This is a genomic window from Acidovorax sp. MR-S7 (genome assembly GCF_000400995.2).
GTDB lineage: Bacteria > Pseudomonadota > Gammaproteobacteria > Burkholderiales > Burkholderiaceae_C > MR-S7.
Window position 1 is genome coordinate 135,553 of sequence record NZ_DF238999.1, and the last position, 12,646, is coordinate 148,198.

The following is a 12,646-nucleotide window of genomic DNA, read 5'->3' on the forward strand; positions in this document are numbered from 1 at the left end:
AAAAAACCATCAGCGCCGCTCATTGCGGCGATCGGTGATCCACTGCTCGATCTCGACGGAATCCCAACCAACGGCACGCACCCCAAGACGCATAGCCTTGGGAAACTTGCCCTCCTTCATCAGGTTGTAGATGTGCGCACGCTTGAAGCCGGTCTTGGCTTCGACTTCAGCGCGGCGCAGGATGCGATGCTCGACCGGTACTGCCGGGCTTTGGGCCTGAAAAGACATACTGGGCACTCCTTGACCCAAGGGGTCGCTCTGTGGAAGTGCTGCCCATTCAATAGCCCGAACTGCCTCGCGTCACCGCAACGGCAGAGCGCGCGTCTGCAATTGCAGGGAACCTTCATGAGGCCAGGTGTCGCTTGGCCGCCGACAACTTGGCCCACAACGTGCGCTCGCTGATGCCCGGCTTCTCCCCGTAGTGCGCCACCAAGGCTGTGACGACCGCCTCCAGGGTCTCGAAGGAGGAGTACGGAACACCGCTGGGCGATTTGCCCAGCAACAGCGTCAGCAGTCCGCCAACGATGTTCAGATAGGTGGTTTCGCTGCGAGGGCCGGGTATCCCTGCCTGCTTCTCCTGAGCACGCCTGGCCTGATGCTCCTGCGACAGCGTCTGAAACTGCTCGTAGAGGGCGTCCCAGGCTTGTATGCGATCAGACAGCTGCACCTTCAGCGCCTCCCTGTCCATGAGAAGGGCCTGCACCGCGTCGACGCTGATGGCCGGATGGAGGTGCCGCTCGAAGGCATCGAACAGAAAGGACGGCCGTTGGTCGGGATAGAAGTGGTTCATCCAGACCTTGAGATCGACGTGGCGAATGGTGAGCCCAGGGTCATCCAGCAGTCCTGGGTCATTGCTGGTCATACCCGCCTTGCCGAAAGGCAGCTCGAAATGCACCAACGCGTCGAAAATGCGGTCAGTGCAAAGCCTCAGCTGCGGCCACTGCGACACATCGGCATCCGCTGGCAGTCTGTTCGTGCCTCGGGCCACAGCGAGGATCTGCCCCTCGACTGCCATGAGCCCTGCCCAGGCGATGGCCGCTTCCAGCGGACTGTAGAAAACGCGGGCCCGTAAGCCGGGCGAGTGCAACTCCTGCATGAGCAACCTCCTTGAGCGGTTCAAGTCTTTTGGGGGCTTCGGCTGGAATCGCGCTAGGGCCGCACCGCAAGGGGGGCAATGCGATCGGGGTGGATCGCAAATGGTGGAGAACTCACCTGTGGTCACCTCTCCAGGACACCCGCGCGCGACTCTCTGGCTCATGACCACCAACACCAAGCTCTCGAACTGCGCTAAGCTGCGAGATCTATCCTGTGGGTAACAGGAAAGCTCGGTCGATAAAGTTGTCCGATGGTTCCTGCATCGGGGAAAGACGAAACTTGTCTGAACCATGCGTAGTAGATGACGCAGCGTGTCGTTAGACCGTTAAGGTCTGACACCAGATCATCTGGCGCTTGCTACGGCACGCGGACGCGACCAAGCCAGCAGCCTATCGCGGCTCCATGCCTCAGACCGCGCAGGTCTTTCGTCAGATTGAAAAAGAATGGCGCTTCGCACCTGCGATCGGTTAGCGAAGCCAGCCCTCTCCCCGCAAAGGCGTTACTGCATGTGCGTTTTGTATCGCGTGCAGCAAGAAGTCAGTGCCGAAGTTCCGCTTCTGATGTGCCTCGTGAGACAGCGAGACACAGATGGGCTCTGCTGCCTGCCTGACGGGCGCATAGCGCTGTCCTTCGCAGTCCCCGGTTTTCGCGCGCTGCGCTGCGCAGCCCTGTGTGGTCTCGAGGATGCCAGCCGCCGGTCTCTCCGGGTTGCCCTTCAACCTTGCGTTAGGAGGCGCATCGACGGCTGTTTTGTCAGCACTTGCAACTGACTTAGCGATGAATGTGGGGGCCAGAGCCACCCATCCATTGGCTATAAATTGGCTATAGGACGCGCCGACGCAGGCGCAGAAAAGAAAAAAGCCTAAGTAGATCAACTACTTAGGCTTTTGTTTATGGCGGAGTGGACGGGACTCGAACCCGCGACCCCCGGCGTGACAGGCCGGTATTCTAACCAACTGAACTACCACTCCGCGTGGTGTGACTTTTGCTCCTTGCGGAGCCAAGTGCCACAAAACTTGGCGACCCTACGGGGATTCGAACCCCGGTACTCACCGTGAAAGGGTGATGTCCTAGGCCTCTAGACGATAGGGTCAAAACCTAGAAACTGCAAACCGACAATCTTGGTGGAGGTAAGCGGGATCGAACCGCTGACCTCTTGCATGCCATGCAAGCGCTCTCCCAGCTGAGCTATACCCCCAAGAGGTGGCGGAGTGGACGGGACTCGAACCCGCGACCCCCGGCGTGACAGGCCGGTATTCTAACCAACTGAACTACCACTCCGCGTGGTGTGACTTTTGCTCCTTGCGGAGCCAAGTGCCACAAAACTTGGCGACCCTACGGGGATTCGAACCCCGGTACTCACCGTGAAAGGGTGATGTCCTAGGCCTCTAGACGATAGGGTCAAAACCTAGATTGTTTCAGGTGGTGGAGGTAAGCGGGATCGAACCGCTGACCTCTTGCATGCCATGCAAGCGCTCTCCCAGCTGAGCTATACCCCCGTTGATTCCGGCGTTTATTTGCATAATCGTCGTCATCACCTGAGCCTCAAATTATAGACAGGTTTTTAGCGGTTTTTCAATCTTGCCAGGATTTTTTCGCGACCAAGCAGCTCGAGCACTGCATCCACCGATGGCGTGTGCGCCGTGCCCGTGGTGAGCACGCGCACGGGCATGGCGAGCTGCGGCATCTTGGCGCCCTGCGCCTTCAGCACGTCCTTGATGGCGGCGGCGATGGCTTCCTTGCTCCACTCCACGTTGCCGATGGCGGCAGCGAAGGCATCGAGCAGCGGCGCGGCGGCCTCGGTGACGTGCTTGGCGTAGTCGTCTGCGTTGCGCTCCACGGCGTCCACATAGAAGACGCGCACCCAGTTCGCCAGATCGACCAGCGTTTCGCAGCGGTCCTTGAACAGCGCGCAGATGCGCGGCAGGCGCTCGTCGGTCGCCACGCCCGCGAGGAAGGGCGTGAGCATGCCGGCGAGCTGCGCGTCGTCCATGGCCTTGAGGTGCTGGGCGTTGACCCAGCGCAGCTTGGCCTCGTCGAACTGGCCAGCGCTGCGGCCCAGATGGTCGAGGTCGAACCATTCCAGGAACTGCGCGCGGCCGAAGATCTCGTCGTCGCCGTGGCTCCAGCCCAGGCGGGCGAGGTAGTTGACCATGGCGTCGGGCAGGTAGCCCTCGTCGCGGTACTGCGTCACGGCCTTGGCGCCGTTGCGCTTGCTCATTTTCTCGCCCTGCTCGTTGAGCACGGTGGGCAGGTGGGCGAAGACAGGCACCTGGGCGCCCAGCGCCTCGAAGATGTGGATCTGGCGCGGGGTGTTGTTGACGTGGTCGTCGCCGCGAATGACGTGGGTGATGGCCATGTCCATGTCGTCCACGCAGACGCAGAAGTTGTACGTGGGCGTGCCGTCGGGGCGGGCGATCACCAGGTCGTCAAGCTCGCTGTTCTGGAATTCGATGCGGCCCTTGCACTTGTCGTCCCAGCCGACGACGCCGTCCTTGGGCGTCTTGAAGCGCAGCACGGGCTTCACGCCTTCGGGGATGGGGGGCAGCTGCTTGCCCGGTTCGGGGCGCCAGGTGCCGTCGTAGCGGGGCTTTTCCTTGGCTGCCATCTGGCGCTCGCGCAGGGCGTCGAGTTCTTCCACGCTCATGTAGCAGGGATAGACGTGGCCGGAGGCCTGCAATTGCGCCAGCACTTCCTTGTAGCGGTCCATGCGCTGCATCTGGTAGTACGGACCTTCGTCGTGGTCGAGCTGCAGCCAGGCCATGCCCTCCAGGATGACGTCGACCGAGGCTTGCGTGGAGCGCTCCAGGTCGGTGTCCTCGATGCGCAGGATGAAGTCGCCGCCGGTGGCGCGCGCGAAGGCCCAAGGGTAGAGGGCCGAGCGGATGTTGCCCAGGTGGATGAAGCCCGTGGGGGACGGGGCGAAACGGGTGCGTACTTTCTTCGTCATAGGTTGTTCAGGCAGTCAGGCTGTGAAGACCACGCAAAAGGTCGTCCTGGATGTCTTCGGGATGCTCCAGCCCCACGGCCAGCCGGATGACGCCCTGGCTGATGCCCGCGGCCTGCCGCTGCGCTTCGGTCAAGCGGCCGTGCGAGGTGGTCGCCGGGTGGCTGATGATGGACTTGGTGTCGCCCAGGTTAGTGGCGAGCGAGAGCAGACGGCAGCTGTCGAGCACGTGGAACGCCTTGGCGCGCGCGGCCTCGAGCGTATCGCCGGCCAGCTCGAAGGCCACCACGCCGCCGCCCAACCCGCCCTGCTGGCGCATGGCCAGCTCATGCTGCGGGTGCGACGGCAGGCCGGGGTAGAACACGCGCGCCACCTGGGGCTGGGCTTCGAGCCAGCGGGCGATGGCCAGGGTGTTCTCGCAGTGCGCCTTCACGCGCACGCTGAGGGTTTCGAGGCCCTTGAGCACCACCCAGGCATTGAAGGGCGACAGCACCATGCCCGCCGTGCGTACCACGGGCGCGAACTTCTCGGTGACGAGCTGGCTGCTGGCGCACAGCGCGCCGGCCATGACGCGGCCCTGCCCGTCCAGGTACTTGGTACCGGAGTGCATGACGATGTCCGCACCCAGCGCCAGGGGCTTTTGCAGGATGGGTGTGGCGAAGGCGTTGTCCACCGCCAGCAGGGCGCCGGCCTTGCGGGCGATGTCGGCCAGGGCAGCGATGTCGCAGACTTCGGTGAGCGGGTTGGTGGGCGTTTCGGCGAACAGCAGCCGGGTGTTGGGACGCACGGCGGCGCGCCACTCATGAACGTCGGTCTGCGAGCAGAACGTGGTTTCCACGCCGAACTTGCCGAATTCCTTGGCGAACAGGTTGAGCGTGGAGCCGAACATGGAGCGCGACAGGACGACGTGGTCGCCCGCCTTGAGCAGGCCCATGATCATCAGCAGGATGGCCGCCATGCCGCTGGCCGTGCCGATGGCGGCCTCGGCGCCTTCGAGCGCGGCCAGGCGCTGCTCGAAGCTGGTGACGGTGGGGTTGGACGTGCGCGCGTAGGTGTAGCCCTCGCCGCTGGCGAAGCGCTCGGCCGACGTGGCGGCGTCCGGCTGCACGAAGCCCGTGGTGAGGTACATCGTTTCGGAGTTCTCGCCGTACTGGCTGGGTGCAATGGCAGCGCGGATGGCGAGCGTTTCGGGGCGCAGGCCGGGGGGAAGATGGCTCACGATGAGGTTCCTGGTTTGAAGAAAACAGGAGCTGCTGGCGCTTTACAGGTAAGGGTTTCAAGCATTTTTCATACTGAAACCCTTGCGTACCAAGCGCCGGCAGCTCACTTTTTTATTTTCACGCTTCCTGCGCGTTCGGCAGCGACAGGCGCGAGGTGTCGTCGCCCTCTTCCTCGCCGCCCCGCTGGCGGCCCTCGTTGAGCGCCGTCACCTCCTCGTCGGAGATGTCGCCGGTGATGTAGACGCCGTCGAAGCACGAGGCCTCGAAGCCCTCCACACGCGGGTTGATCTTGCCCACGGCCTGCTTCATGGCCTGCACGTCCTGGTAGATCAGCGCGTCGGCGCCGATCACCTGGCGGATCTCTTCCACCGTGCGGCCGTGCGCCACCAGCTCGCCGCGCGTGGGCATGTCGATGCCGTAGACGTTGGGGTGGCGCACCGGCGGCGCGGCCGATGCCAGATAGACCTTCACCGCGCCCGCGTCGCGCGCCATCTGCACGATCTCCTTGGACGTGGTGCCGCGCACGATGGAGTCGTCCACCAGCAGCACGCGGCGGCCCTTGAACTCGCTGCCGATGGCATTGAGCTTCTGGCGCACGGATTTCTTGCGCACGCCCTGCCCCGGCATGATGAAGGTGCGGCCCACGTAGCGGTTCTTCACGAACCCTTCGCGGTACGGGATGCCCAGCAGCTGCGCAAGCTGCATGGCGCTGGGGCGGCTGGACTCGGGGATGGGGATGATGGCGTCGATCTCGCCCGGCGGCACGGTGGAGATCACCCGCTTGGCCAGCGTCTCGCCCATGTTCAGGCGCGCCTGGTAGACGGAGATGCCGTCCATCACCGAATCGGGGCGGGCCAGATAGACGTATTCGAACACGCAGGGGTTGAGCCGCGGCGTCTCGGCGCACTGCTGCGTCTCGACGCGGCCGTCCGTGTGCACGAACACCGCCTCGCCCGGGGCGATGTCGCGCTCCAGGCGGTGCAGCGTGCCCTCCAGCGCCACGGACTCGCTGGCCAGCATCACCGTGCCGTCGGCCCCCTTGCCCATGCACAGCGGGCGGATGCCGAACGGGTCGCGGAAGGCCAGCAGGCCGTAGCCCGCGATCAGCGCGATCACCGCGTACGAGCCCTTGATGCGCTTGTGCACCGCGCGCACGGCGGCGAACACGTCCTCCGAGCGCAGCGGCGCGCCGCTGCTGGCGCGGGCCAGCTCGTGCGCCAGCACGTTGAGCAGCACCTCGGAGTCGCTCTCGGTATTGGTGTGGCGGTGGTCGGTGTCGGCCAGCTCGCGGCGCAGTTGCTTGGCGTTGGTGAGGTTGCCGTTGTGCACCATCACGATGCCGAAGGGCGCATTCACGTAGAAGGGCTGCGCCTCTTCCTCGCTCGACGCGTTGCCCGCCGTGGGATAGCGCACCTGGCCCAGGCCCATCGGGCCCGGCAGCGCACGCATGTTGCGCGTGCGGAACACGTCGCGCACCATGCCCTTGGCCTTGTGCATGAAGAACTTGCGGCCGTCCTGGGTGACGATGCCCGCGGCGTCCTGCCCCCGGTGCTGCAGCAGCAGCAAGGCGTCATAGATCAGCTGATTGACGGGACTGGCGCTGACCACGCCGACGATTCCACACATAGTTGCAGTTCCATTCGATGGGCGGGAGCCTCCCGCCAACATGCCATCACGAAGGCAGATGCCTTCCCAATTCCTCAGGCAGGGCGGGCGCGAGCCCCTTGAGCGCCGCCTCCAACAGCGGCGCACCCTGCGATTGTCTCCACCACGGCGCCTGCGCCACCGGCGTCCAGCCGGCCACCAGCGCCACGGCCAGCAGCAGCACCACGCCGCGCAGCACGCCGAACAGCGCGCCCAGCGCGCGGTCGGCGGGGCGCAGCCCCACGGCCTCGACCAGCTTCTTGGTCACCCAGGCCAGCAGGCCGCAGGCGAACACCGCGGCAACGAAGACCACCGCGAAGCCCGCCACGTGGCGCCAGGTGGCGTCCGCCTCCCCCATGGGCAGCAGCGCCCCCATGTCATCGGCGAACCACTGCGCCGCGAAGAACGCCGCCACCCATCCCGCCAGCGACAGCAGCTCGAACACCAGCCCGCGCCATGCGCCGATCAGCAGCGATGCGGCAAGCACCACCACGAAGATCCAGTCCAGCGCCGCCATGGGCCGTCATCCGCCGCTGGCGCGGTTCACAGCGCCAGCACCGCGCCCGCCAGGCCGGCACCCTTGACGCGCTCGGCCGCCTTGTCGGCCTCCGCGCGGCTGCCGAACGGGCCCACGCGCACGCGGGTGCGCTTGCCGTCCTTGGTGTCCACCACCTGCGTATAGGTCTTGAGGCCCGAGCGCTCCAGCTTGTCGCGCACCTCGCGCGCCTTGTCGGCATCGGCGAACGCGCCCACCTGCACGATGAAGCGGCCCGGATCGCCCGCATCGGGCTTGGCGGCGGCCGTGGCGGACCGCCCCTCCAGCAGTGCGCGGGCGCGCTCCGCGTCGTCCGTGCGCGCGGGCTTGGGTTCCGCCTTGGGCTCGGGCTTGGGAGGCTGCTTGGGCTCCTGCCGGGGTTCGGGCTTCGGCTCGGGTTTAGGCTCAGGCTTCGGTGCGGGCGCAGCCGACGGCTTGGGTTCGGAAGCACGCGGGGGCGCCAGCTGCGGCGCGGGCGTGCTGCGCGGGCTGCTGGCGACCACCTCCTCGCCCGCGTCCAGGCCGGCGCCCGCCGGTTCGGCCGGGGTGGCCGGCGCGGCGGTGCCGGGATGCGGCACCACCAGGGGAGCCACCTTGTTGCGGTCGGGAATGTCGATGGCCACGTTCACCGGGATGGGGCGTGGCTGCGTATCGAACAGCAGCGGGAAGCCCACCACGCCGGCCAGCACCAGCACGGCGGCGCCGATGAGGCGATGGCGTGCGCGCCGGCGCATCTCTTCGATGCTTTCGGCCTGGGAGGAGGTGCGGGAACGCTTGGCGGGCTTGCCGTTGTCGCCCTGGGGCGCTTGCTTGCCGGGCCAACGAAACTTGAAAAATGCCATGGACAGGGGACTCGCTATGCGCCCAGATGTTTGGCCTGCAGGCGGGGTACCCCGTTTTCGAGCACGCCGCCCACCGTGTAGAACGAGCCAAAGACCACGATTCTATCAGCCGGGTCCGCTGCCTCCACGGCCGCGGCCAGCGCCTTCTGCGGGCTGGCGTGCAGGCTGGTGGCGACGGGCCGACGCCCGCCCGCGACCATCTGCAGCGCGTTCCATTTCTGCTGCAGGCTGGCCGCGCTTTCCGCGCGCGGCGTGGGCAGGTCGGTGAAGTACCAGCGGTCGATCAGCGGCCCGACCTTGGCGAGCATGGGAGCGAGGTCCTTGTCGGCCATGGCGCCGAAGACGGCGTGCGTGGTCGGGAAGTAGCCCATTGCATCGAGGTTGGCGGTGAGCGCCGCCACCGAGTGCGGGTTGTGCGCCACGTCCAGCACCAGCGTGGGCTGGCCCGGCACGATCTGGAAGCGCCCCGGCAGCTCCACCAGCGCCAGGCCCGCACGCACCGCCTGCGCGGTGATGGGCAGGCGCTCGCGCAGTGCCTCGAACGCGGCGAGCACGCCCGAGGCGTTGACGAGCTGGTTGGCCCCGCGCAGCGCCGGATAGGCCAGCCCCGCGTAGCGCCGCCCGCGTCCGGCCCAGGCCCACTGCTGCTTGTCGCCGGAGAAGTTGAAGTCCTGCCCGAAGCGCCACAAGTCGGCGCCGATCTCGCGCGCGTGGTCGATGACGCTCTGCGGCGGTACGGGGTCGCTCACCACCACCGGGCGGCCCGTGCGCATGATGCCGGCCTTCTCGCGGCCGATGGTCTCGCGGTCGGTGCCGAGGAACTCGACGTGGTCGATGTCCACGCTGGTGATGATGGCGCAGTCGGTGTCGATGACGTTGGTCGCGTCCAGGCGGCCGCCCAGGCCTACCTCCAGGATCGCCACGTCCAGCCGCGACTGGCTCATCAGCCGCAGGATGGCCAGCGTGGTGAATTCGAAATAGCTCAGCGAGACTTCGTCGCCATTCTGGGTCCTGGCGCTTTCCACCGCTGCGAAGTGCGCTACCAGGTCCGCAGCGGCGACGGTCTCGCCGTGGATGCGGCAGCGCTCCTCGAAATGCACCAGGTGCGGCGAGGTGTAGACACCCGTGCGGTAGCCCGCCTGCAGCGCCACGGCCTCCAGCATGGCGCAGGTGGAACCCTTGCCGTTGGTGCCCGCCACGGTGATCACGGGGCAGCCGAAGGCCAGGCCCATGCGGCGCGCGACCTCGCCCACGCGGGCCAGGCCCATGTCGATGTTCTTGGGGTGCAGCCGCTCGCAATGGGCGAGCCAGCCTTCCAGGGTCTGGGGGAGGGATTGCATAGAGCGCAGAATTGTCGCCCATGAACATTTCCACCATCACCCTGTACGGCATCCCCAATTGCGACACCGTGAAGAAGGCCCGCGCCTGGCTCTCGGAGCGCGGCGCACCCGTCCAGTTCCACGACTTCAAGAAGCAGGGCGTGCCCGCCGAGCGCCTGCCCGCCTGGATGGCCGCCGTGGGCTGGGAGAAACTGCTCAACCGCCAGGGCACGACCTGGCGCAAGCTCGACCCTGCCGTGCAGGTCCGCGCGCAGGATGCCGCCAGCGCCGCGGCGCTGATGGTGGAGCATGCCTCCGTCATCAAGCGCCCCGTGGTCGAATGGGGCGACGGCGCCGTCACCGTGGGCTTCGACGCCGATGCGTGGAACGAACGGCTGGCCGGCGCCTCCAAATAAAGGCATACGACTCTTTACGCAGATTTACGGGCCGGCCCCGGCGCATTCATGCGCGGACCTGAAACTTATTCCCGGCTTGGCGCGTTGTATGCCAACCGAAAGGAGCCGATTTCCGCCATGAACAAAACCCTCGTTTTCACCGCCCTGGCCGCCACTGCGCTGGCGGCCCAGGCACAGCAGGAACAGGGGCGCGTGCTGTCCGCCACGCCCATCACGCAGCAGGTGGCGATTCCCCAGCAGGTGTGCGGCAATGAAACCGTCTACAGCGGCGCGCGGCCCACCACGGGTGCGGGCGCCGTGCTGGGCGCCATCGCCGGCGGCGCGGCGGGCAATGCCATCGGCGGCGGCGGCGGCCGCGCGGCGGCCACGGCGCTGGGCGTGGTCGGCGGCGCACTGCTGGGCAACCAGGTCGAAGGCGGCCGCCCCGGCTACCAGAACGTGCAGCGCTGCACCACGGAAACCTATTACGACAACCGCGTGGTCGGCTACGACGTGGTGTACGAATACGCCGGCCGGCAATACACGACCCGCACGCAAAGCGACCCGGGCAACTGGATCCCCCTGTCCGTGCAACCCGCAGTGCAGGCCCCGCCCCCGGCCACCTACTCCTCGTATGGCGACAGCGGCTACCCACAGCCCGGCGTGGTGGTGTCCACCCAGCCCGGCCCGCCCGCCTATGTGTCGCAACCGCCCGTCACCGTGATCGAGTACCGCGACGCCTACGGCTACCCGTACCGTCCGCCGCGCCACCCGCACTACTGGCGTTGACCACGCGCCCACCCGCGAAGGAGCCCCCAGGGCTCCTTTTTTCACGCCATAGAATTGCGGGTTTGTCCTTTCAGTCCATTGCCCCATCCATGACCACCGAGAAAATCGACGGCGTCTCCGTCACCACCCAGGCCAACGTGTATTTCGACGGCAAGTGCGTGAGCCACGGCATCACCTACCCCGACGGCACCCGGAAATCGGTGGGCGTGGTGCTGCCCGCGACGCTGACCTTCGGCACGGGCGCGCCCGAGGTCATGGAATGCGTGGGCGGCTCGTGTGAATACAAGCTCGCCGGCTCCGACACCTGGGTGAAGTCCGGCCCCGGCGACCAGTTCAGCGTGCCCGGCAACTCGAAGTTCGACATCCGCGTCACCGACGCCTACCACTACATCTGCCACTACGGCTGATCCGCACCATGGCCACCATCCTGCAAAACCTGCCCAAGGGGCAAAAAGTCGGCATCGCCTTCTCGGGCGGCCTCGACACCAGCGCCGCGCTGCGCTGGATGAAGAACAAGGGCGCCCTGCCCTACGCCTACACCGCCAACCTGGGCCAGCCCGACGAGCCCGACTACGACGCCATCCCCGCCAAGGCGATGGAATACGGCGCCGAGAAGGCCCGCCTGATCGACTGCCGCACGCAGCTCGCCCACGAAGGCATCGCCGCGCTGCAGGCCGGCGCCTTCCACGTGCGCACCGCCGGCGCCACCTACTTCAACACCACCCCGCTGGGTCGCGCCGTCACCGGCACCATGCTGGTGGCCGCCATGAAGGAAGACGACGTCCACATCTGGGGCGACGGCTCCACCTTCAAGGGCAACGACATCGAGCGCTTCTACCGCTACGGCCTGCTGACCAACCCCTCGCTCAAGATCTACAAGCCCTGGCTCGACCAGCTCTTCATCGACGAGCTGGGCGGCCGCGCCGAGATGTCGGCCTTCATGACCAAGGAAGGCTTCGGCTACAAGATGAGCGCCGAGAAGGCCTACAGCACCGACAGCAACATGCTCGGCGCCACGCACGAGGCCAAGGACCTGGAGTTCCTCAACAGCGGCATCCGCATCGTGAACCCCATCATGGGCGTGGCGTTCTGGAAGGACGACGTGGCAGTGAAGGCGGAGGAAGTCTCCGTGCGCTTCGAGGAAGGCCAGCCCGTGGCCTTGAACGGCGTGGAATTCAGCGACCCGGTGGAGCTGTTCCTGGAAGCCAACCGCATCGGCGGCCGCCATGGCCTGGGGATGTGCGACCAGATCGAGAACCGCATCATCGAGGCCAAGAGCCGCGGCATCTACGAAGCCCCCGGCCTGGCGCTGCTGCACATCGCCTACGAGCGCCTGGTGAGCGGCATTCACAACGAGGACACCATCGAGCAGTACCGCATGAACGGCCTGAAGCTCGGCCGCCTGCTCTACCAGGGCCGCTGGTTCGACCCGCAGGCCATCATGCTGCGCGAGACGGCCCAGCGCTGGGTGGCCCGTGCCGTGACCGGCACGGTGGTGCTGGAACTGCGCCGCGGCAACGACTATTCGATCCTGAACACCGAAAGCCCCAACCTGACCTACGCGCCCGAGCGGCTGTCGATGGAGAAGGTGGAAGACGCGCCGTTCTCGCCGCTGGACCGCATCGGCCAGCTGACCATGCGCAACCTCGACATCGTGGACACGCGCGGCAAGCTGGGCGTGTACTCCAAGGCCGGGCTGCTGTCGCTGGGCGGCAATGCGGCACTGGCGCAACTGGAAGACGGCACCAAGAAGTAACCTTCAATCCCCATGGGCCGCCAGCGCTTGATACACAAGCGCAAGCAGCTATCAAAGCAGAAGCAACCGCCCGGCATCACCGCCGGGCGGTTTTGTTTTTGAGG

Annotated in this window: 12 protein-coding genes and 6 tRNA genes; 4 read left to right on the forward strand and 14 right to left on the reverse strand. The window is 66.4% G+C overall.

The annotated features are described in order from the left end of the window. Positions 1-9: 9 nt before the first annotated feature. The 14 genes from AVS7_RS21645 to folC all read right to left on the reverse strand — a co-directional run bounded on the left by AVS7_RS21645 (position 10) and on the right by folC (position 9,623). A complete protein-coding gene (locus AVS7_RS21645; protein ID WP_020230143.1) occupies positions 10-228 on the reverse strand; it encodes an AlpA family transcriptional regulator in 219 nt (72 codons plus the stop codon). Between the two features lie 115 nt (positions 229-343). After that, positions 344-1,096: a hypothetical protein gene (locus tag AVS7_RS21650; protein ID WP_020230144.1), complete on the reverse strand. Its 753-nt coding sequence runs from the start codon at positions 1,094-1,096 to the stop codon at positions 344-346. 893 nt (positions 1,097-1,989) lie between these two features. Continuing rightward, positions 1,990-2,066: transfer RNA gene (locus AVS7_RS21655), tRNA-Asp, on the reverse strand. A gap of 46 nt (positions 2,067-2,112) precedes the next feature. Further along, positions 2,113-2,188: transfer RNA gene (locus AVS7_RS21660), tRNA-Glu, on the reverse strand. A 29-nt stretch (positions 2,189-2,217) separates the two neighbouring features. Next, positions 2,218-2,293 (reverse strand) — tRNA-Ala (locus tag AVS7_RS21665). Between the two features lie 6 nt (positions 2,294-2,299). Then, a tRNA-Asp gene (locus AVS7_RS21670) sits at positions 2,300-2,376 on the reverse strand. A 46-nt stretch (positions 2,377-2,422) separates the two neighbouring features. After that, positions 2,423-2,498: transfer RNA gene (locus tag AVS7_RS21675), tRNA-Glu, on the reverse strand. A 20-nt stretch (positions 2,499-2,518) separates the two neighbouring features. Beyond that, positions 2,519-2,594: transfer RNA gene (locus tag AVS7_RS21680), tRNA-Ala, on the reverse strand. Positions 2,595-2,659: 65 nt separating this feature from the next. Further along, on the reverse strand, positions 2,660-4,045 hold the full coding sequence (gene gltX / locus AVS7_RS21685) for a glutamate--tRNA ligase (protein ID WP_020230145.1): 1,386 nt from the start codon (positions 4,043-4,045) through the stop codon (positions 2,660-2,662). Between the two features lie 7 nt (positions 4,046-4,052). Beyond that, on the reverse strand, positions 4,053-5,261 hold the full coding sequence (locus AVS7_RS21690; RefSeq protein ID WP_020230146.1) for an O-succinylhomoserine sulfhydrylase: 1,209 nt from the start codon (positions 5,259-5,261) through the stop codon (positions 4,053-4,055). A gap of 118 nt (positions 5,262-5,379) precedes the next feature. Beyond that, a complete protein-coding gene (gene purF, locus AVS7_RS21695) occupies positions 5,380-6,888 on the reverse strand; it encodes an amidophosphoribosyltransferase (RefSeq protein WP_020230147.1) in 1,509 nt (502 codons plus the stop codon). 46 nt (positions 6,889-6,934) lie between these two features. Next, the gene (locus AVS7_RS21700; RefSeq protein WP_020230148.1) at positions 6,935-7,423 is read right to left on the reverse strand and encodes a CvpA family protein; all 489 of its coding nucleotides are present in this window, start codon (positions 7,421-7,423) and stop codon (positions 6,935-6,937) included. A gap of 26 nt (positions 7,424-7,449) precedes the next feature. Continuing rightward, positions 7,450-8,283, reverse strand: coding sequence for an SPOR domain-containing protein (locus AVS7_RS21705; protein WP_020230149.1), 834 nt, complete (start codon positions 8,281-8,283; stop codon positions 7,450-7,452). 14 nt (positions 8,284-8,297) lie between these two features. Beyond that, positions 8,298-9,623, reverse strand: coding sequence for a bifunctional tetrahydrofolate synthase/dihydrofolate synthase (gene folC, locus AVS7_RS21710; protein WP_020230150.1), 1,326 nt, complete (start codon positions 9,621-9,623; stop codon positions 8,298-8,300). 20 nt (positions 9,624-9,643) lie between these two features. Between folC and AVS7_RS21715 the strand changes: the two genes are divergently transcribed. The 4 genes from AVS7_RS21715 to argG all read left to right on the forward strand — a co-directional run bounded on the left by AVS7_RS21715 (position 9,644) and on the right by argG (position 12,542). Then, positions 9,644-10,018, forward strand: a complete 375-nt coding sequence (locus AVS7_RS21715; RefSeq protein WP_020230151.1) for an ArsC family reductase — start codon at positions 9,644-9,646, stop codon at positions 10,016-10,018. A 117-nt stretch (positions 10,019-10,135) separates the two neighbouring features. After that, positions 10,136-10,786, forward strand: a complete 651-nt coding sequence (locus tag AVS7_RS21720) for a glycine zipper 2TM domain-containing protein (protein WP_020230152.1) — start codon at positions 10,136-10,138, stop codon at positions 10,784-10,786. Between the two features lie 89 nt (positions 10,787-10,875). Then, positions 10,876-11,193 carry a pyrimidine/purine nucleoside phosphorylase gene (locus tag AVS7_RS21725; RefSeq protein WP_020230153.1) on the forward strand — a complete coding sequence of 106 codons (318 nt, stop codon included), beginning with the start codon at positions 10,876-10,878 and terminating at the stop codon, positions 11,191-11,193. A gap of 8 nt (positions 11,194-11,201) precedes the next feature. Next, on the forward strand, positions 11,202-12,542 hold the full coding sequence (gene argG, locus AVS7_RS21730) for an argininosuccinate synthase (protein WP_020230154.1): 1,341 nt from the start codon (positions 11,202-11,204) through the stop codon (positions 12,540-12,542). The last annotated feature ends 104 nt before the right edge of the window (positions 12,543-12,646 follow it).

Bases quoted from the DNA above. Each gene is read 5' to 3' on its own strand.
- AVS7_RS21645 (WP_020230143.1), bottom strand. From the start codon at position 228: ATGTCTTTTCAGGCCCAAAGCCCGGCAGTACCGGTCGAGCATCGCATC.
- AVS7_RS21650 (WP_020230144.1), bottom strand. From the start codon at position 1,096: ATGCAGGAGTTGCACTCGCCCGGCTTACGGGCCCGCGTTTTCTACAGT.
- gltX (WP_020230145.1), bottom strand. From the start codon at position 4,045: ATGACGAAGAAAGTACGCACCCGTTTCGCCCCGTCCCCCACGGGCTTC.
- purF (WP_020230147.1), bottom strand. From the start codon at position 6,888: ATGTGTGGAATCGTCGGCGTGGTCAGCGCCAGTCCCGTCAATCAGCTG.
- AVS7_RS21700 (WP_020230148.1), bottom strand. From the start codon at position 7,423: ATGGCGGCGCTGGACTGGATCTTCGTGGTGGTGCTTGCCGCATCGCTG.
- AVS7_RS21705 (WP_020230149.1), bottom strand. From the start codon at position 8,283: ATGGCATTTTTCAAGTTTCGTTGGCCCGGCAAGCAAGCGCCCCAGGGC.
- folC (WP_020230150.1), bottom strand. From the start codon at position 9,623: ATGCAATCCCTCCCCCAGACCCTGGAAGGCTGGCTCGCCCATTGCGAG.
- AVS7_RS21715 (WP_020230151.1), top strand. From the start codon at position 9,644: ATGAACATTTCCACCATCACCCTGTACGGCATCCCCAATTGCGACACC.
- AVS7_RS21720 (WP_020230152.1), top strand. From the start codon at position 10,136: ATGAACAAAACCCTCGTTTTCACCGCCCTGGCCGCCACTGCGCTGGCG.
- AVS7_RS21725 (WP_020230153.1), top strand. From the start codon at position 10,876: ATGACCACCGAGAAAATCGACGGCGTCTCCGTCACCACCCAGGCCAAC.
- argG (WP_020230154.1), top strand. From the start codon at position 11,202: ATGGCCACCATCCTGCAAAACCTGCCCAAGGGGCAAAAAGTCGGCATC.